This window comes from Mesorhizobium sp. M0184, from assembly GCF_040322215.1.
Taxonomy (GTDB): domain Bacteria; phylum Pseudomonadota; class Alphaproteobacteria; order Rhizobiales; family Rhizobiaceae; genus Mesorhizobium.
This window is the reverse complement of record NZ_JAMYSZ010000043.1, coordinates 23,296-42,162: the sequence shown is the minus strand read 5'-3', so window position 1 is coordinate 42,162 and position 18,867 is coordinate 23,296. Positions and strand designations below refer to the sequence as shown.

Below are 18,867 nucleotides of genomic sequence, written 5' to 3'. Positions count from 1 at the left end.
GTAGGGCAGTAGGGCAGTAGGGCAGTAGGGCAGTAGGGCAGTAGGGCAGTAGGGCAGTAGGGCAGTAGGGCAGTAGGGCAGTAGGGCAGTAGGCTATCGCTTCGGGAGCGCGCTTCTCTACAATTCACCTACTGCCGTACTGCCTTACTCCCCTATTCCCCTAACTATCTGCTCCGCCGCCGCTCCGATGCCGGCTGGAACGCCACGCGGGCGTGGTACTTGCAGTAGGGGCCGGTTTCGGCGGCGTCGTTGCCGCAGAAATGGAAGTCTTCCGAAAGCGGATCGCCGTTCGGCCATTTGCAAGTGCGCTCGTTGAGTTCGACAAGTTGCAGATGCCGCGAGATCGGCACGACGACGTTCTCGACCGGGCGGATATAGTGGCGCGCCACCGGTTCGGCATCGAACTGCGCCTTGAGCGCGGTCGCACCGATCGACATCGAGGTGGTGGCATGGCGCGTGGCGCTTGCTGCCCGGGACACCGATTTCTGGATCGTCGATCCCTGCACCGTCTTCTTCTGGCGTGCCGGTGAGGCGGTCGTGCGTCCGCGACCGGACAGTTTCAGCCGGTGCACTTTGCCGATGACCGCATTGCGGCTGACCCCGCCAAGCTGTGCGGCGATCTGGCTGGCGCTGAGGCCCTCCGACCACAATTTTCTGAGAAGTTCGACTCGCTCGTCAGTCCAGTTCATGAGACCGCGCTCCTGCTGAAACGTGCGGCAATCGGAATCCATTCCCGACCCGGCTTCTGCCGGGCAGACACCACATATATCGGGTGATTAGGTCCGCCGCACGAAATCTAGTTATTTCTCTACTACAATTACCTTATGCGCTGACTCGGTGACAAGAGTCCCAAGGCAAACACGAATCGGTTTTTTCGGTTTTCCCCAACTTGCCCGGTCGCTTATGAGCCGGCGTTATGCTGGGGGGCTTGCCGCGCGACCTTGCGCGACCTTTTCGTTGACTTCACGGCCGAAAAACACGATAAGCCACAAGGGCCGCCGCTTTGGCGGCTTTTTGATTTTTCCGGTTCCGGAGACGCATATAATGAGCGGTTCGGCGCTTTTCGAGACCTTTGTTCGCGCACCCCTGGCTTTCGACCACGGTGAAGGCACCTGGCTGGTCACCGACAAGGGCGAGCGATATCTCGATTTCGCCGGCGGCATCGCCGTGAATTCGTTGGGCTACAGCCATCCGCATCTGGTCGCGGCCCTCGCCGAGCAGGCCGCCAAGCTCTGGCACGTCTCCAATCTGTACGAGATTCCGGGACAGAGCCGGCTCGGCGAGCGGCTGGCCGACGCAAGCTTCGCCGACAAGGTGTTCTTCACCAATTCCGGCGCAGAGGCGCTCGAATGCGCCATCAAGACGGCGCGGCGCTACCACTTCGTCAAGGGCCATCCCGAGCGCTACCGCACAATCACCTTCGAAGGCGCCTTCCACGGCCGCACCCTGGCGACCATCGCCGCCGGCGGCCAGTACAAGTATCTGGAAGGTTTCGGCCCCAAGGTCGACGGCTTCGACCAGGTCAGTTTCGACGACATGGATGCCGCCGAGAAGGCGATCACGCCTGAAACCGCGGCGATCCTGATCGAGCCGGTGCAAGGCGAGGGCGGCATCAGGCAAGTGCCGACGCAATCGCTGAAGCGGCTCAGGCAGCTCTGCGATCAGCACGGACTGCTCCTGATTTTCGACGAGGTCCAATGCGGCGTCGGCCGCACCGGAAAGCTGTTCGCGCATGAGTGGGCGGGTGTCACACCCGACCTCATGGCGGTGGCCAAAGGCATCGGCGGCGGCTTCCCGATGGGTGCCTGCCTCGCCACCGACGAGGCAGCGGTCGGCATGACCGCCGGCGTGCACGGCACCACCTTCGGCGGCAATCCGCTGGCAATGGCGGTCGGCAACGCCGTGCTCGACGTGGTGCTGGAAGACGGCTTTCTCGAAGACGTCCGGCGCAAGGCACTGCTGTTGAAGCAGGGGCTCGCTGGCGTCGCCGACGAATTTCCGGATGTTATCGAAAGCATCAGGGGTAACGGCCTGATGCTCGGGCTTAAATGCGCGATGCCCAACACCAAGGTCACGGTGGCACTGCGTGACCAGCATCTCTTGACGGTTCCGGCCGGCGACAACGTTATCCGCCTGCTACCGCCTCTCACCGTCACCGACGCCGAGATCCACGAAGCGCTCGAGCGCATTCGTGCCGGCGCCAAGAGCCTGGCAGATGCCATCGTCGCTGCCGCTGCGAAGTAATCCTGGAATTCCTGATGTCCCTTCGCCATTTCACCGATCTTTCCGCCGTTTCCGAAGGCGATCTGCGCTTCATGCTCGACGACGCAGCGGTGCGAAAGGCAAGGCTCAAGGCCGGCGAACGCAGCAAGCCGCTCGAAGGCAAGGTGCTGGCGATGATCTTCGACAAGCCGTCGACGCGCACGCGCGTGTCGTTCGACGTCGGTATGCGGCAGTTGGGGGGCGAGACGATCATGCTGACCGGCACCGAGATGCAGCTTGGCCGCTCGGAGACCATTGCCGACACGGCCAAGGTGCTGTCGCGCTATGTCGATGCCATCATGATCCGCACCACCTCGCATGACCGGCTGCTGGAACTGACGGAAAACGCTACGGTCCCCGTCATCAACGGGCTGACCGACGAGACCCATCCCTGTCAGCTGATGGCCGACATCATGACCTTCGAAGAGCACCGCGGTCCGGTGGCCGGCAAGACGATCGCCTGGACCGGCGACGGCAACAACGTGCTGCATTCGCTGCTGGAGGCATCTGCGCGGTTCCATTTCAAGCTGAACGTCGCCGTGCCCGAGGGCAGCGAACCGGCCCAGAAGCATGTCGACTGGTCGAAAGCCAATGGCGGCAAGCTGAAATTCACCCGTTCGCCCGAGGAGGCCGTTCACGAGGCCGACTGCATCGTCACCGACTGCTGGGTGTCGATGGGCCAGGAGCACCGTGCCCGCGGCCACAATGTCTTCCTGCCCTATCAGGTCAATGCGGCACTGATGGCGAAAGCCAAGCCGGACGCGCTGTTCATGCACTGTCTACCGGCGCATCGCGGTGAGGAGGTTACCGACGAGGTCATCGACGGACCGCATTCGGTGGTGTTCGATGAGGCCGAGAACCGGCTCCATGCCCAGAAGGCGGTCTTGGCCTGGTGCCTGGGCGCTTGATACGAGCCGCGGTGATCCGGGCCGGCCTGATCTGCGCCGCCTTGATCTGGGCCGCCTTGATCCGGGAGTTGGTGGTGCCTATCTCAGGCGCATCACGCAAATCGAGCGCGTCTCGTCGCATGCGCCCCGGAGGGCGGCATCGCCGCGCCCCGGAGCTTTGTCATGTTGGAAACTCATCAATTGGCTGAACATAAACCCAAGCTCGGCGAATTCGGCTACGCCGGCGACGACCATGTCGTGCCGTTCGAGGTCGGCCCGCTCGACGTGCGCGGTCGCACCGTCCAGCTCGGGCCGATGCTCGATGCTATTCTGAGCCGCCACGACTATCCCGAGCCGGTCGCCCGGCTCCTGGCTGAAGCCTGTGTGTTGACGGTATTGCTCGGAACTTCGCTGAAGTTCGAGGGCAAGTTCATTCTGCAGACCCGCACCGACGGGCCGGTCGACATGCTGGTCGCGGATTTCTCCACGCCGCAAGCGCTGCGCGCTTATGCCCGCTTCGATGCCGACCGGCTGCAGGCTTTGACTTCTGCCGGCGAGACGTCACCGCAGACGCTGCTCGGCAGCGGCGTCCTGGCGCTGACCGTCGACCAGGGCGCTCACACACAACGCTACCAGGGCATCGTCCAGCTCGACGGCGTCACACTGGAAGATGCCGCACGCACTTATTTCCGCCAGTCGGAGCAGATTCCGACCGACCTCCGGCTTTCGGTTGCCAAGCTTCTGACGCCCGGCGTCGGCGGTGCCCGCGAGCAATGGCGGGCCGGTGGCCTGCTGGCACAATTCCTGCCGCAGTCGGCGGAGCGCATGCGCGTACCCGACCTTCCCGGTGGCGACGGCGATCCGCGTGAGGAAATCCACGACCCGACCGACAATTCCTGGCAGGAGCTGCTGGCGCTGGTTGGTACTATTGAACCGACCGAGCTGATCGATCCGACGATCGGCGCCGAACGGCTGCTTTACCGGCTTTTCCACGAGCATGGCGTCCGCGTGTTCGGCGGGGTGCCGGTCGCCGACCAGTGCTCATGCTCGAGGGAGAAGATCCACGGCATCCTCGAAGGCTTTTCCGCCGAGGAGATCAGGGACAGCACCGAGGATGGCAGCATTCACGTCGCCTGCGAATTCTGCTCGAAGCAATATGACTTCGACCCGGCGGAGTTTGCAGCGGCCGGATGACGGCCGTCAATTGACGGTGCGCCGCATTCCCGGCAAGTCGAGCGAGAAGGCGGGGATGGCGACGTCGAACGTCTCGCCCCGCTTGTTGCGCATGGTGTAGTGCCCGACCATGATGCCGGACGGCGTCGAGAGCGGGCATCCAGACGTATACTGATAGCTGTCGCCGGGGTTGAGTCCGGGTTGCTCGCCGACGACCCCGGGGCCGCGCACTTCCTCGACCTTGCCGGTGCCGTCGGTAATGTGCCAGTAGCGCGACAGAAGCTGCACGAACTCATCCGACTGATTGTCGATGGTCACCTGATATCCCCAGACATAGCGGTTTTGCGGCGGGTCGGAGTGATCCTCCAGATAGAACGGCCTGACCTGCACTTCGATGTTGCGGGTGACGGCGCTGTACATAAACTGCTCCAAAGCAATGTAGATGGAACTTCGACGCTCAGCGCAGTTTGATCAACGATGCGCGTCATCTTCTTGCCCGACTCGAGCGCAGGTGCCGAAAAACAATGTCATTTAAGTGACACATGACAATGATGGTGTGCAGGCTTGTGCCGGGCGACTCAGCGTTCTGTCGAATTGTTGAAAACGGCCGTCATGCGGCCGGCACTTCTGGAGTGACCAGATCTCGATGGAACCGACATTCGCAGCCGCCCTCCTTTCCATAGCCCTCCTTCTTTCAAATCTCGCCAGCATCCTGTTAGCTTCGCTGAAGCTGAAGCGACCAGGCAGGATCGCACCGCCCGCGGCCAACGCGCCGCCGGTATCGATCGTCATCCCGGCGCGCGGCGTCGAGCCGTTTGCCGAAGAGACGCTGGAGCGCGCCTTCTCACTCGACTGGCCGCGTTACGAACTCATCTTCTGCGTTGCCCATGCCGACGACCCGGTGGTCAAGCCGATCACCGCCGCAATGGCGCGCTTTCCAGCTATTCGCGCCCGCCTTCTAGTCGGTGACGACCGCATCAGCGGCAATCCAAAACTCAATAATTGCGTGAAGGGTTGGGAAGCGGCGCATTATAGCTGGGTCATCCTTGCCGATTCCAACGTGCTTATGCCGAGCGACTACGTCCAGCACCTGATGGCGGCGTGGCGGCACGACACCGGCCTCGTCTGCTCGACGCCGATCGGCTCGCGGCCGGACGGCTTCTGGGGGGAGGTCGAATGCGCCTTTCTCAACACGCTGCAGGCACGCTGGCAGTACGCCGGAGAGGCGCTCGGCCTCGGCTTCGCGCAGGGCAAGAGCATGTTGTGGAATAAGCCGATGCTCGACGCCAATGGCGGCATCTGCGCGCTTGCTGCCGAGATCGCCGAAGACGCCGCCGCGACCAAGCTGGTCAACGGGTTCGGACTGCGGGTCAATCTTGTCGCCTCGCCCTTCGAACAGCCGCTCGGCCGGCGCACGTTTGGCGAGATCTGGTCGCGGCAGGCGCGCTGGGCGCGGCTGCGCCGCGTCACCTTCGCGCTGTTCTTCGCCCCCGAGATCTTGATCGGCGCAGCGCCGCCGCTGGTGCTTGCGCTGATCGCGGCGGCTGACGCCGGCGTCAGCCTGCCGGCAACCGCCATCGCCGTGCTGGTCGCGGCCTACCTGCCGGAATGCGCCTTGGCCTCGGCCAAGGGATGGCACCTGTCGCTGCGCACCATCCTGGCGATGATGGCGCGAGACCTGATGCTTCCCGCCATTTGGGCGCGCGGATGGCTGAGCGGCGCCGTCGACTGGCGCGGCAATGTGATGACTATCCAGACCAAGGCCGTCGCGGAGCTGGAAGAGACCCCGTCCGGCGCCTGATCGGCGCGTCCCCGCTCGCCTCTGTTCGGCCAGGCCCTTATCCGGCAACTCTCAGTGCCTGCTCGATGTCTTCGAGCAGGTCGTCGGCGTCCTCAAGGCCGACTGACAGCCTGAGCGTTCCCGGTCCGATGCCGAGCTCGGCGCGGGCTTCATCGGTCAAGTTCTTGTGTGTGGTCGTCGCCGGATGGGTGATCAGGCTCTTGGCGTCGCCGAGATTGTTGGAAATCAGCACGACGTCGAGTGCGTTCTGGAAGGCAAAGGCCGCCTGCTTGCCGCCCTTCACATCGAGGCAAATCAGCGTCGAGCCGCCCGACATCTGCTTCTTGACCACGGCCGCTTGCGGGTGGTCGGCGCGGCCGGGATAGATGACGCGGGCGATTTGCGGGCACTCGGCGAGGAAATCCGCGATGCGGCCGGCACTTTCCGTCTGCTGGCGTACGCGTAGCGGCAGCGTCTCCAGGCCTTTCAGCAGCGTCCAGGCATTGAAGGGCGAGAGGCTTGGGCCGGTGTGGCGGAAATAGTCATGCAGGTTCTCGTCGATCCATTTCTTGTCCGACAGAACGATGCCGCCAAGACAGCGCCCCTGGCCGTCAATATGCTTCGTGGCCGAATAGACGACGATGTGGGCGCCGAGCTGCAGGGGTTTCTGCTGCAAGGGCGTAGCGAAGACATTGTCGACGATCAGCCTGGCGCCGATCGAATTGGCAAGTGCCGCGACGGCGGCAATGTCGACTACCTCCAGCGTTGGATTGGTAGGGCTTTCCAGGAAAAACAGTTTGGTGTTGGGCTTGACCGCCTTTTCCCAATTGGCGATGTCGGTGCCGTCGACCAGCGTTGCCTCAATGCCGTATTTCGGCGCCAGCGTCTCGACCACCCAGCGGCAGGAGCCGAACAGCGCGCGCGCCGCCACGATATGGTCGCCCGCCTTGGCGCTGCACAGCAGTGCTGCCGTCACCGCCGCCATGCCGGATGCCGTGGCGCGCGCGTCTTCGGCTCCTTCCAGCGCGCACATGCGTTTCTCAAACATGTCGACCGTCGGATTGGCATAGCGCGAATAGATGAAGCCCGGCTCCTCGCCCTTGAAGCGGGCCTCCGCCGCTTGCGCCGTCTCGTAGACATAGCCTTGGGTGAGATACATCGCCTCGGAGGTCTCGCCGAAGCCGGAACGCAGCGTTCCGGCATGCACGAGTGCGGTCTGAGGCTTCCAGTCGCGCTTCTTGGTCATCATTCTATCCAAACACCAAAATTGGTCCAAACAACAAAAAACCGGTCGCGAAAGTCGCAACCGGTCCATATGGCCTTGCGGCCCGACGGTCCTTTAGCGACTTGTTTAACGTGGCTGCAAGCCGACCGGCCAAATCACCACGGGATAACGAGCTTTAGACCCGCGCCACGCTTGCGTCAATTGCCGGCATGATTAAGAGGGTTGTACCAAGCAGGTGCCAAAGGCGTCCACGGTCGGACCTGCGACAGAACAAGACCTCGCCCGGCGTTCGAACGGAGCCAGACCCTTGCGGCAGACAGGCATTCTTCCCGATCAGGATATTTCCGCGCTGTTCCAGACGGGCGCGCTGAAATCGCCGCGCACGCTCGATGCCGATCAGATCCAGCCGGCCAGCCTTGACCTCAGGCTCGGCGACAAGGCCTGGCGGGTGCGTGCTTCCTTCTTGCCCGGCCCGGACCACAGGGTTGCCGACAAGCTCGACCGGCTGAAGCTGCACGAGATCAACCTCGCCGAAGGTGCCGTGCTGGAAACCGGCTGCGTCTACATCGTGCCGCTGCTCGAAGGCCTGGCGCTGCCCGCCCATATTTCCGCCTCCGCCAACCCGAAAAGCTCGACCGGACGGCTCGATATCTTCACCCGGGTAATGACCGACCGCGGCCACGAGTTCGACAAGATCGCCGCCGGCTATGAAGGCCCGCTCTACCTGGAGGTCAGCCCGCGCACTTTCCCGATCGTCGTGCGGACCGGCTCGCGGCTGTCGCAGATCAGGTTCCGCACCGGCAATGCGCTCTTGTCGGAAAACGAGCTGCACGAGTTGCACCGCGCCGAAATGTTGGTCGCCACCGAACCACCCAACATCTCAGGCGGGGGCATCGCGCTATCGATCGACCTCGACGGCGACAAGGACGGGCTGGTCGGCTATCGCGGCAAGCACCACACCGGCCTGGTCGACGTCGACAAGCGCGCCGCGCAGGATGTCGTCGATTTCTGGGAGCCGCTCTACAAGAGCGGTGCCGGCGAGCTGGTGCTCGATCCGGACGAATTCTATATCCTGGTGTCGCGCGAGGCGGTGCATGTGCCGCCACTCTACGCCGCCGAAATGACGCCTTTCGACCCGCTGGTCGGCGAGTTCCGCGTCCACTATGCCGGTTTCTTCGACCCGGGTTTCGGCCATTCGGCGTCGGGCGGCACCGGCAGCCGGGCGGTGCTCGAGGTGCGCAGCCATGAAGTGCCGTTCATCCTCGACCACGGCCAGATCGTCGGACGGTTGGTCTACGAGCACATGCTGAAACGGCCGCGGGCGCTCTACGGCACTGATCTCGGCTCGAATTATCAGGCACAGGGCCTGAAACTGTCCAAGCATTTCCGCGCCGCGCGCTGAGCTTGTTCGCAATTCCGTCAGCCGCGAAACAGATATTCTTTCGCGGCACCAAGGCAGCCATGAAACTGACCGATAAAGAGCAGTTCTCGCACTGCCAATCGCTTCTTCCCCCAAAAACCTCTGGTTTGCTTCTCGTCGTCAAGTGAGGCGCTTGAGCTGGACTGCAAGGGGAACAACTGCTTGCCGAGACATCCCAGCACATGGGCTCTGGCGGAGTCGATACCGCAGGCTCTGCCATTGTCGTTCAGTCTGTCAGCGCGTAGTGCGGACGTCATGCGATCCGCGTTGCGCATCAGAAAGCTCACTTGCGATTTCGAATAGCCGGTGGCCAGAAGCCGGTCAGTCATCGACATTCGGGCTTCGCGATAGGATCTTGCGCTGCATTGTCCGGCGCTGTAAGCCGCTGGGGAGAAATAGGCGAGGAACAGGACTAAACTTACGAACACAGTGCCAATCCGCAGGCCGTTCATTTCTCGCCCCTGAATTATGTCACCAGTTTACAACGCCTTCACCGCCACCTTCACCGGCTGCTCGATTTCAAGCGGGTTGCGCAGAGGCAGGCCGAAATCCTGCGCCTCGATTTCGAATACGTCACCGGCCTCGGTCCTGATGCCGTCGGCGAAGGACAGCGTCGCCGTGCCGAACATGTGTACATGCACGTCACCCGGCTGGCGGAAGGCCGAGTATTTGAAGTGATGATGCTCGAGATTGCCAATGGTGTGCGACATGTTCGCCTCGCCCGACAGGAACGGCTTTTCCCAAAGCAGCTTGCCGTCGCGTAGGATGCGTGAAGCGCCGCGGATGTCGGACGGCAGGTCGCCGATCAGGATCTCCGGGCCGAACGAAGCGTTGCGCAGCTTGGAATGGGCGAGGAAGAGATAGTTCACACGCTCGGTGACGTGGTCGGAAAACTCGTTAGACAGGGTGAAGCCGACACGGAACGGGGCGCCGTCGTCGCCGATCACATAGATCCCGGCGATTTCCGGCTCCTCGCCGGCATCCTGGGCGAAGGCCGGCGACATAAGCGCCGCACCGGGCGCCACCGCCATGGTGCCGTTGCCCTTGTAGAACCATTCCGGCTGCACGCCGGTCTGGCCCTTCGCCGGCTTGCCGCCCTCAAGCCCCATGCGGAACATCTTCATGGAATCGGTCAGCTGTTCCTCGCCGTCCGTGCTGAGCTTCTTGTGCATGGAATCGCGGGTCGCGGCGGAGCCGAGATGCGTCAGCCCGGTGCCGGTGAGATGGAGATGCGCCGGATCGGGATGGTTGATCGGCGACAGCAGCCGGCCCTTCTTGTAGGCTGCGTCGAGATCGACGGTTTCGCCGAAGCCCTTGCGCTCGATCAGGGCGACAAGCCCGCTGCCGGTACGCGCGGCTTCCATCGCCAGCGAATAGACGCTGCGGGCGCCGTTGATGACGCGGGTCTTGCCGCCGCTGCGGGCAACGACGCGGATCGTCTCGGCGTCGTCGAGGATTTGTGAGATCAGCATGGTAACCCTCTCTGAATTGTGGGCTTGGCGTGCCTTTCTTGGCAAACCCTGCCCTGCGCGGCCCGGACCCTGTCCGCGCCTCGGTTGAAATTCTTCGTCCGGATTGCGCTCGCGGATCAGGTCCCTCGGGGGACTTCTTTGCGCCGCCCGGCAGCGCCGCGATGTGACCCGTATGCCTCCTGGTTGCCTCTCAAGCCTTGTTCTTGTTGTAGACGTCGAAGACGACGGCGCCGAGCAGCACCAGGCCTTTGACCACCTGCTGCCAATCGACATTGACGCCCATGATCGACATGCCGTTGTTCATGACGCCCATGATGAAGCCGCCGACCACCGCGCCGATGACCTGGCCGACGCCGCCCATCGCCGAAGCGCCACCGATGAACACCGCGGCGATGACGTCGAGCTCGCTGCCGAGGCCGGCCGCCGGCACAGCCTGCCCCAGGCGCGCTGCGATAATCAGGCCGCCGAGTGCCGACAGCACGCCCATATTGATGAACACCATCAACGTCAGCCGTTCGGTCTTGATGCCCGATAGCTGGGCTGCCTTGACATTGCCGCCCATCGCATAGATGCGACGGCCGATCGTCATGCGTTTGGTAACGAAGACGAACAACGCGATCAGCACGCCCATCACCATGAGAACGATGGGGAGGCCCCTATAGGTGGCGAATTGGTAGACGAGAAACAGCGCCAGCGCGCTGATCACCAGGGTCTTGACGACGAACAGCGAGAAGGGCTCGGCTTCGTAGCCATGTTTCTCGCGGGTGCGCCGTGCCCTGAGCCCGAAATAGGCATAGGCGAGCACGGCGCCGAGGCCGATCACGATCGTCGTCAGGTGCAGCGTCAGGCCGCTGCCGACAATGGTTTTGCCGGCGGCGTTCACGGTTGGCGGTATCAGCGTCAATGGGCCGATCAGGTCCGGAATGAAGCCGGAACTGAGCGCCTTGAAGCCGACGGGAAGCGGCCCTACGGAAGACCCGCCACCCAGCAGCGCCTGGCAGATGCCGCGGAAGATCAGCATGCCCGCCAGCGTGACGATAAAGCTCGGTATTCGGTGATAGGCAATCCAGTAGCCTTGTGCCGCGCCGATCGCACCACCGACGATCAGGCAGATGATCGACACCACCAGCGGATTGCTCAATGGGCCAAGCGGCCAGATGACCATCATCATCGCCGCCAGTGCGCCGATGAAGCCGGCGACGGAGCCGACGCTGAGATCGATGTGACCCGAAACGATCACCAGAAGCATGCCCAGCGCCATCACGATGATGAAGCTGTTCTGCTGCACGAGATTGCTGAGGTTCACCGGCTTGAACAGCGTTCCGGACGTGGTGAACTGGAAGAACACCATGATTGCGATCAACGCCAGCACCAACCCGTATTCGCGCAGGTTGGTGACCAGCGCCGAGACGGCAATGCGAGGTCCCTGTTGTAGATCCTGGGCAACGCCGGTCTGCGGCCCGGGAGCGCTTTCGGTGCTCATGATGCTTTTCCTTCTCCGCGGACGATGGCGCGCATTATCTTTTCCTGGCTGGCGTCGCTTGCCGCCATTTCGCCGACGATGCGTCCTTCGTTCATGACGTAGATGCGGTCGGTGATGCCGAGCAGTTCGGGCATTTCCGACGAGATGACGATGATTGCCTTACCCTCGGAGGCGAGACGCGCGATGATCGTATAGATTTCATACTTGGCGCCGACGTCGATACCGCGTGTCGGCTCGTCGAGGATCAGCACTTCCGGATTGGCGAACAGCCATTTCGACAGCACCACCTTCTGCTGATTGCCGCCAGAAAGGTTGCCGGTCATCTGGTAGACGCTCGAGGCGCGGATATTGGTCCTGCCGCGATAATCGTTGGCGACCGAAAGCTCGCGCAAATCGTCGATCACGCCGTGGCGCGACACGCCGGGCAGGTTGGCCAGCGTGATGTTGTGCTTGATGTGGTCGATCAAGTTGAGACCGTAGGTCTTGCGGTCCTCGGTAACGTAGGCAATGCCGTGTTCCACCGCCTTGCTCACCGAAGAGACGTCGATCGGCTTGCCGTTGAGGAACACCTCGCCGGTGATGCGACGGCCATAGGACCGGCCGAACAGGCTCATGGCAAACTCGGTCCGGCCGGCGCCCATGAGCCCGGCAATGCCGACCACTTCGCCCTTGCGGGCGTTGAGGTTGATACCCTTGATGACCTGCCGCTCGGCATGGATGGGGTGGTAGACCGACCAGTTTTTCACTTCGAGAACGGTCTCGCCGATCTTCGGCTCGCGCGGCGGATAGCGGTCGTCGAGCGAACGGCCGACCATCGAGGTAATGATGCGGTCCTCCGAGATGTCCTTCTTGGCCAGCGTCTCGATGGTCCGCCCGTCACGGATGATGGTGACCTTGTCGGCGACCCGGTTCACCTCGTTGAGCTTGTGCGAGATCAGGATCGAAGTGATGCCTTGCCGCTTGAATTCGAGCAGCAGATCGAGCAGCGCCTGGCTGTCCTTTTCGGACAGGCTCGCGGTCGGCTCGTCGAGAATGAGCAACTTCACTTCCTTGCTGAGCGCCTTGGCGATCTCGACCAGCTGCTGCTTGCCGACGCCGATATTGGTGATCAGCGTGTTGGGGTCCTCCTTGAGGCCGACCTTCTTGAGCAGGGCGCTGGTGCGCGCCTCATTGGCATTCCAGTCGATGACGCCGTATCTGGCGTGCTCGTTGCCGAGAAAGATGTTTTCGGCGATCGACAGCATCGGCACCAGCGCAAGCTCCTGGTGGATGATGACGATGCCCTTGCGCTCGCTGTCATGGATGCCTTTGAAATGGCACTCATCGCCGCGATAGATGATCTGGCCGTCATAGGTGCCGGACGGATACACACCCGACAGCACCTTCATCAGCGTCGACTTGCCGGCGCCGTTCTCGCCGACCACGGCATGGATCTCGCCTTCCTCGACCATGAGCTTGACGTTCGACAGCGCCTTGACGCCGGGAAACGTCTTGGTGATGTCGCGCATCTCCAAAATCGTCGATGCCATTGAGAATACCACTCCTGCGAGGTCCGCAAACAATACCGGGCTGGCTCGCCAACGAAAAGGGGCCCTGCCTGCGCAGGACCCCAGGCTTTGTAACCGCGATTACTTCAGTTCTTCGGCCTTGATGTAGCCGGAGTCGACCACCAGGGCCTGGTAGTTCGACTTGTCGACGTCATGCGGCGTCAACAGGATCGAGGGAACGACCTTGACGTCGTTGTTGTAGGTCGTGGTGTCGAGGCCTTCCGGCTTGCCGCCCGAGAGCACCTTATCGACGAGTTCGACCGTCGCCTTGGCGAGTTCGCGGGTGTCCTTGAACACCGTCGAATACTGTTCGCCGGCGATGATCGCCTTGACCGAAGCGGTCTCGGCGTCCTGTCCGGTGACGATCGGCCATGGCTGATCGGCGGTGCCGTAGCCTACGGCGCGCAGCGAAGCGATGATGCCGCGCGACAGGCCGTCATAGGGCGAGAGCACGCCATCGACGCGGCTGCCGTCCGAGTAGTTGGCGGAGAGCAGATTGTCCATACGGGCCTGGGCGGTTGCCGCCAGCCAGCGCAGCGTGCCGACCTTGTCCATGCCCATCTGGCCGGACTTCACGACGAGGGTCTTGTCGTCGATTAGCGGCTGAAGAACCGACATGGCGCCGTTATAGAAGAAGAACGCATTGTTGTCGTCCGGCGAACCGCCGAACAGCTCGATGTTGAACGGGCCCTTCTTCTCGGGATAACCGAGACCCTTGAGCAGCGATTTGGCCTGGATGACGCCGACGCCGAAATTGTCGAAGGTGGTGTAGTAGTCGACATTTGGCGTCTTCTTGATCAGGCGGTCGTAAGCGACGACGACAACGCCGGCGTCATTCGCCTTCTGCAACGCATCGCCCATCGTGGTGCCGTCGATCGAAGCGATGATCAGCGCCTTCGGGCCCTTGGTGATTTCGTTTTCCAGCTGGCTGAGCTGGTTCGGAATGTCGTCCTGCGCGTACTGCAGGTCGACAGTGTAGCCCAGAGCCTCGAGCTGGGACTTGACGGCGTCGCCGTCGTTGATCCAGCGCTGCGAGGTCTTGGTGGGCATCAGCACGCCGATCAGGCCTTCGCCCGCCTGCGCCGGCAGCGTCATGGCCGCGATGCCTAGGGCCGCGACGGCGGCCAGTGTCTTGACAATCTTCACATTAACTCTCCCTGGTTGATGGACGCGTACCCTTGGGTTTCGTGGGCCGCGCAATCGTGCAGGAGCGCCAAACGCGCCGCTGCCGTCAATCGATCTCCGGTATCCTCCCAATCGGCCCCGAGACTCTGGTTTCAATCGATACGAGTTTTCCCTCGTCACCGACCGTCAAGCCTCAGGACGCGCGAAGGGTGTGTCGCTTTGCCATAACTGTCAAATGCGATCTTTGATGGTTGCTATATCGAGACTGATATGGCTTAGGCTAGTGACGACGCTGCCGGATCCAGCCAGGGCGCCGGGCGTAAGAGTAGGGAAGAATCATGGCGGCGCTGCGAAATCCTGACGGAATATCAGCCAGTTACGATGAAATTCCGGGTGATGGCGGAACCTTGCTGCGCAGCGGCTTGAGCCTGCGTCACATGCGCATGATCGCAGCCCTCGACGAGCACGGCCGGGTGAGCGCCGCGGCCCAGGTCATGAACATCTCGCAGCCGGCGGCCTCGCGCATGATCGCCGAGATGGAGGCCGTGCTCGACGTCAAGCTCTGCGAAAGGCTGCCGCGCGGCGTCACGCTGACACCCTATGGCAAGGCGTTGGCACGGCGCGCGCGATCGATCCTGCTCGAGATGCGCGAGGTCGATCGCGAGATTTTCGAGCTCAAGGCGGGCAAAGGCGGCTCGGTGTTCCTGGGCGCGGTGACAGCACCGGCGATCGAGCTGGCGGTGCCGGCGATCCGCGAGATCCGGCGCCTTTATCCGCGCATCGAAATCACCATGCAGGTCGAGACATCGAACGTCCTGGCGCGCGAGCTGATCGCCTCGCGCCACGATTTCATCATCGCCCGCATCCCCGACGACCTCAATCCGCGGCTGTTCGAAGCGCGCGTCATCGGCGTCGAGAAAGCCTGCCTGATCGTGCGCCGCGGCCACCCGCTGACCAAGGGCAAGGCGGTGCGGCTGGAAGACACCGCCGCCTATGACTGGGTTTTCCAGTCGGGCGGCTCGCCGCTGCGCCAGGCGATGGAAAGCAACTTTTTGAACCGCAACATCGCGCTGCCGGACCGCATCCTCAACACCAGCTCGCTGCTATTGACTCTGGTCATGGTCGCGCAATCCGACGCCATCGCGCCGGTGTCGATCCAGGTCGCGAAGTTCATCCAGAACCCCGAGGGCCTGGCCGGCGCTATCGATGTCGTCCACACTGAATTCGACATCGAGGTCAGGCCGTACAGCCTGATCACGGTGAAGAACCGCGCGCTGTCACCGGCAGCCAAGATGCTGCACGATTTTATTTTGCGAGAGGTGGGCTGAGGGTTGGAGCGGGTAGCGGGCGCATCCCGTGGCCGGCCAGACGACCAGACAGGCCCGCCAGCAGCGGCGCCGATGCACGTCGGCCACTACTGCCTGATGCTCAAAAAAAGCCCGCCAGCAGAAGCCAGCGGGCCAAGGGTAGACTTTCCGGTTGGGGTCATTCGAGGCCCCGCCGACCCTCAATGTGAGATATTCCACGAACTGGCACATCGGCCAAACAGATGAAAGACGGCCAGCCGGGCTGTAAAACTGCCTATAAATCCGCTGGTTTTCAGCTTGGCCAGAACAAGTGCAATGCACCGGGGGCAAAAGCTGGAGCGGGTAGCGGGAATCGAACCCGCGCGTTCAGCTTGGGAAGCTGACAAGCTACCATTACATCATACCCGCGCTGGTTCCTCCGATATCATGGCCCGGCGCCGATGCGCAATCCGGTTTGAGGGCTCGGCTTGATGCAGGGCTATCAACTGCGTATTTCTAGGCATGTGCCCGAATCGCGGCACCCGACTGTGGAGACAGGCTTGTCCGCACTGAACCGCTTTCTCGGCGATACGCCGCTCCGGGTGATCCTGAAGCTGCTTGTGGTGTCGTTCCTCGTCGGGCTGGTCATGAATGCCTTCGGCTGGTCGCCGATGGATGTGCTTTACGGCATTCGCAAATTCTTCATCGACCTGTGGAATTTGGGCTTCCACGCCATCGACCGTTTCCTCGGCTACATCCTGCTCGGTGCCGCGATCGTCGTGCCGGCCTTCATCCTGCTCAGGATCGCTAACTACCGGAAATGAATTTTCAGGCGTAGCCCGCCGCCACCTCGAACAGGATGGCGTGCCGTGCAGCAAGTGCTGCGACATCCGTCGAATAGCCTCCGCCGATAACGCCGCATACCGGTATGCCAAGCGTGCGGAAATGGCGGATCACCATATCGTCGCGGGCACGCAGCCCGTCATCCGTGAGCGACAACCTGCCGAGCCGGTCCTCGACATGGACATCGACGCCGGCATTGTAGAAGACGAGGTCCCAGCGCCTTCGCGCCGACAACTCCGGCAGGATGGCGTCCAGCCGCTCCAGATAGGCTGAATCGCCGGCGCCGTCGGGCAGGGCGACATCGAGATCGGAGGCGATCTTGAGCGCGGGGTAGTTGCGGTCGCCATGCATGGAGAAGGTAAACACGCGCGGCTCGTCGTTGAGGATATCCGCCGTGCCGTCGCCCTGATGCACGTCGAGGTCGACGACCAGGATGTTTTGGACAGCAGCTTCGGCGAGCAGCACCAGCGCGGCAACGGCTACGTCGTTGAAGGTGCAGAAGCCGGCGCCTTGCGCGCGCCGCGCGTGATGGCTGCCGCCGGCGGTGTTGCAGGCGATGCCGTTCAGCAACGCCAGCCGCGCTGCCAGCACCGTGCCGGCCGTTGCGAGCTGCGCCCTCAGCGAAACCCGCGGTCCCACGGGAAAGCCGATCTCGCGCTCGATCGCCACCGGCACTTCGCAGGCAAGCACCTGGTCGACATAGTCGACCGCGTGGGCAAGCTTCAGCCATGATGGCCGCGCCGCCTCCGGCATGTTGAGCGCTTCGGGCTGCGCCAGGCCGCGTGCCCGCAAGGCATCCATCAGCAGCGGATATTTGCTCATCGGGAAGCGGTGGTTGACGGCGAAGCCGGCGTCGTAGTCGGGATGATGAACGATCTGCAAGGGCATGGGACGGGCGGTGCGCCAGAGGCGGGTTTCGGTTGACCATAGCGGGGTGGATGGTTGCGCGAGGTCCGCAAACTGGGGCACATCGGCTAGCCGATCAAGCCGCAACAGGAAGCAACACGCGTTTGGAGCAGGCTTTACCCACCGAAGTCCACGCCACCGAAGCCAGGGCCTTCGTCGTCACCAACCGCTCGGTGCTCGCCATCGCCGTGCCGATGACGCTTGCCTATCTGACGACGCCGTTGCTCGGAATTGTCGACACGGCGGTGATTGGGCAGTTCGGCGACGCCGCCCTTCTCGGCGGCCTGGCGGCCGGCGCCCTGATCTTCGACGTCGTTTTCACCACCTTCAACTTCCTGCGCTCCGGCACCACCGGCCTCGTCGCCCAGGCCTTCGGGCGCGGCGATGCGCTGGAGGAGCAGGCGGTGTTCTGGCGCGCCGTGCTGATCGCGGTCGTCGCCGGCGTCGTGCTTGCCGCGCTTGCGCCGCTGGTCTCCACCGCCGGGCAATGGTTCATAGGCGCCGAACCGCGCGTCAGCGCGGCGATGGACGTCTATATCCGCATCAGGATGCTCGCCGCACCGTTCTCCCTGATCAATTACGCCATCCTCGGTTACGTGCTTGGGCGCGGCGAGGGCGGGCTCGGGCTGATGCTGCAATTGATACTGAACGGCATCAACATCGCCCTCTGCTTCCTGCTTGGCCTGGAGTTCGGCTGGGGCGTCGCCGGCGTAGCCTGGGCGACGCTCACCGGCGAATTCGTCGCCATGCTGCTGGGTCTCGCCATCGTCGGCCGGCGCTTCTGGGCGGCACCCAGGCTGCCGCGCCACCGCGTCCTCGATCTGCCGGCATTCCTGCGCATGATGTCGCTCAACCGCGATATCATGATCCGCTCCTTTTCGCTGCTCGCCGCCTTCGCGCTGTTCACGCGCCAGGGCGCGCAGTTCGGCACGCTGACGCTGGCCGCCAACGCCGTGCTGATGAACCTGTTCCTGGTTGCCGGCTATTTCATCGACGGTTTCGCCACTGCCGCCGAGCAGCTCGCCGGCCGCGCCATCGGAGCGCGCGCCGCCACCGCCTTTAACCAGGCGGTGCGGCTGACGCTGCTTTGGGGACTCGGTCTGGCCGGCGCGGCGACACTCTTCTTCCTGCTGGAGGGCACGGATCTGATCGCCCTGATCACGACCGCGACGGACGTCCGCGCCATTGCCGACATCTACCTGCCCTGGGCGGCGTTCACCGCGCTCAGCGGCGTGCTGGCTTTCCAGATGGACGGTGTCTTCATCGGCGCAACATGGTCGCGCGACATGCGCAACATGATGCTGTTGTCATTCCTGGCGTTCAGCGCCGCGCTGCTGATCCTGGCGCCGGCCTTCGGTAATCACGGCTTGTGGGCGGCGTTGCATGTCTTCCTGCTGGTACGCGGCTTCAGCCTGCTCGCCATATTGCGGCTGCGGGTGCGCGCGGTCTTTGGCTGAT

General features: G+C 63.0%; 17 protein-coding genes, 1 tRNA gene and 1 riboswitch. Of the genes, 8 read left to right on the top strand and 10 right to left on the bottom strand.

Going from position 1 to position 18,867, the window contains the following annotated elements; translation table 11 throughout:
- Positions 1-164 precede the first annotated feature (164 nt).
- Positions 165-689: a GcrA family cell cycle regulator gene (locus NKJ23_RS31115; RefSeq protein ID WP_023677348.1), complete on the bottom strand. Its 525-nt coding sequence runs from the start codon at positions 687-689 to the stop codon at positions 165-167.
- 355 nt (positions 690-1,044) lie between these two features.
- Between NKJ23_RS31115 and NKJ23_RS31110 the strand changes: the two genes are divergently transcribed.
- The 3 genes from NKJ23_RS31110 to NKJ23_RS31100 all read left to right on the top strand — a co-directional run bounded on the left by NKJ23_RS31110 (position 1,045) and on the right by NKJ23_RS31100 (position 4,343).
- Positions 1,045-2,244: an aspartate aminotransferase family protein gene (locus NKJ23_RS31110; RefSeq protein WP_352684515.1), complete on the top strand. Its 1,200-nt coding sequence runs from the start codon at positions 1,045-1,047 to the stop codon at positions 2,242-2,244.
- A gap of 14 nt (positions 2,245-2,258) precedes the next feature.
- A complete protein-coding gene (gene argF / locus NKJ23_RS31105) occupies positions 2,259-3,170 on the top strand; it encodes an ornithine carbamoyltransferase (RefSeq protein WP_254816329.1) in 912 nt (303 codons plus the stop codon).
- Positions 3,171-3,332: 162 nt separating this feature from the next.
- The gene (locus tag NKJ23_RS31100; protein ID WP_352684513.1) at positions 3,333-4,343 is read left to right on the top strand and encodes an Hsp33 family molecular chaperone; all 1,011 of its coding nucleotides are present in this window, start codon (positions 3,333-3,335) and stop codon (positions 4,341-4,343) included.
- Positions 4,344-4,349: 6 nt separating this feature from the next.
- On the opposite strand, the gene apaG is transcribed toward NKJ23_RS31100, so the two are convergent.
- Positions 4,350-4,742: a Co2+/Mg2+ efflux facilitator ApaG/CorD gene (gene apaG, locus NKJ23_RS31095; protein WP_023677352.1), complete on the bottom strand. Its 393-nt coding sequence runs from the start codon at positions 4,740-4,742 to the stop codon at positions 4,350-4,352.
- 226 nt (positions 4,743-4,968) lie between these two features.
- Here apaG and NKJ23_RS31090 point away from each other — a divergent pair, with 226 nt between their 5' ends.
- Positions 4,969-6,123, top strand: coding sequence for a glycosyltransferase (locus NKJ23_RS31090; protein WP_352621865.1), 1,155 nt, complete (start codon positions 4,969-4,971; stop codon positions 6,121-6,123).
- Between the two features lie 37 nt (positions 6,124-6,160).
- On the opposite strand, the gene NKJ23_RS31085 is transcribed toward NKJ23_RS31090, so the two are convergent.
- The gene (locus tag NKJ23_RS31085; protein WP_352684511.1) at positions 6,161-7,351 is read right to left on the bottom strand and encodes an O-succinylhomoserine sulfhydrylase; all 1,191 of its coding nucleotides are present in this window, start codon (positions 7,349-7,351) and stop codon (positions 6,161-6,163) included.
- A 70-nt stretch (positions 7,352-7,421) separates the two neighbouring features.
- Positions 7,422-7,499: riboswitch (SAM riboswitch) on the bottom strand.
- A gap of 135 nt (positions 7,500-7,634) precedes the next feature.
- Here NKJ23_RS31085 and NKJ23_RS31080 point away from each other — a divergent pair.
- Positions 7,635-8,729, top strand: coding sequence for a 2'-deoxycytidine 5'-triphosphate deaminase (locus NKJ23_RS31080; RefSeq protein WP_352684509.1), 1,095 nt, complete (start codon positions 7,635-7,637; stop codon positions 8,727-8,729).
- A gap of 17 nt (positions 8,730-8,746) precedes the next feature.
- Here the strand turns inward: NKJ23_RS31080 and NKJ23_RS31075 are convergent, their stop codons facing one another.
- From NKJ23_RS31075 to chvE, 5 genes are all read right to left on the bottom strand, one after another.
- Complete coding sequence (locus NKJ23_RS31075) at positions 8,747-9,199, bottom strand: hypothetical protein (protein WP_352684507.1); 453 nt, start codon at positions 9,197-9,199, stop codon at positions 8,747-8,749.
- A gap of 27 nt (positions 9,200-9,226) precedes the next feature.
- Positions 9,227-10,219: an AraD1 family protein gene (gene araD1, locus NKJ23_RS31070; RefSeq protein ID WP_023677357.1), complete on the bottom strand. Its 993-nt coding sequence runs from the start codon at positions 10,217-10,219 to the stop codon at positions 9,227-9,229.
- Between the two features lie 190 nt (positions 10,220-10,409).
- A complete protein-coding gene (gene mmsB / locus NKJ23_RS31065; protein WP_352684505.1) occupies positions 10,410-11,702 on the bottom strand; it encodes a multiple monosaccharide ABC transporter permease in 1,293 nt (430 codons plus the stop codon).
- Complete coding sequence (mmsA, locus tag NKJ23_RS31060) at positions 11,699-13,231, bottom strand: multiple monosaccharide ABC transporter ATP-binding protein (RefSeq protein ID WP_023677359.1); 1,533 nt, start codon at positions 13,229-13,231, stop codon at positions 11,699-11,701. The genes mmsB and mmsA overlap by 4 nt, the downstream gene beginning before the upstream one ends.
- A gap of 99 nt (positions 13,232-13,330) precedes the next feature.
- Positions 13,331-14,395 (bottom strand): multiple monosaccharide ABC transporter substrate-binding protein, encoded by a 1,065-nt coding sequence (chvE, locus tag NKJ23_RS31055; RefSeq protein WP_023677360.1) that lies wholly within the window; start codon positions 14,393-14,395, stop codon positions 13,331-13,333.
- 317 nt (positions 14,396-14,712) lie between these two features.
- On the opposite strand from chvE, the gene NKJ23_RS31050 reads away from it, so the two are divergent.
- Complete coding sequence (locus tag NKJ23_RS31050; protein WP_023677361.1) at positions 14,713-15,702, top strand: LysR family transcriptional regulator; 990 nt, start codon at positions 14,713-14,715, stop codon at positions 15,700-15,702.
- Positions 15,703-16,015: 313 nt separating this feature from the next.
- Here NKJ23_RS31050 and NKJ23_RS31045 read toward each other — a convergent pair.
- Positions 16,016-16,089: transfer RNA gene (locus tag NKJ23_RS31045), tRNA-Gly, on the bottom strand.
- Between the two features lie 131 nt (positions 16,090-16,220).
- On the opposite strand from NKJ23_RS31045, the gene NKJ23_RS31040 reads away from it, so the two are divergent.
- Complete coding sequence (locus tag NKJ23_RS31040; RefSeq protein WP_023677362.1) at positions 16,221-16,484, top strand: DUF6460 domain-containing protein; 264 nt, start codon at positions 16,221-16,223, stop codon at positions 16,482-16,484.
- Between the two features lie 4 nt (positions 16,485-16,488).
- Here NKJ23_RS31040 and NKJ23_RS31035 read toward each other — a convergent pair whose 3' ends face one another.
- Positions 16,489-17,391 (bottom strand): histone deacetylase family protein, encoded by a 903-nt coding sequence (locus NKJ23_RS31035; RefSeq protein ID WP_023677363.1) that lies wholly within the window; start codon positions 17,389-17,391, stop codon positions 16,489-16,491.
- Positions 17,392-17,441: 50 nt separating this feature from the next.
- On the opposite strand from NKJ23_RS31035, the gene NKJ23_RS31030 reads away from it, so the two are divergent.
- Complete coding sequence (locus NKJ23_RS31030) at positions 17,442-18,866, top strand: MATE family efflux transporter (RefSeq protein WP_031211968.1); 1,425 nt, start codon at positions 17,442-17,444, stop codon at positions 18,864-18,866.
- Position 18,867: the final 1 nt, after the last annotated feature.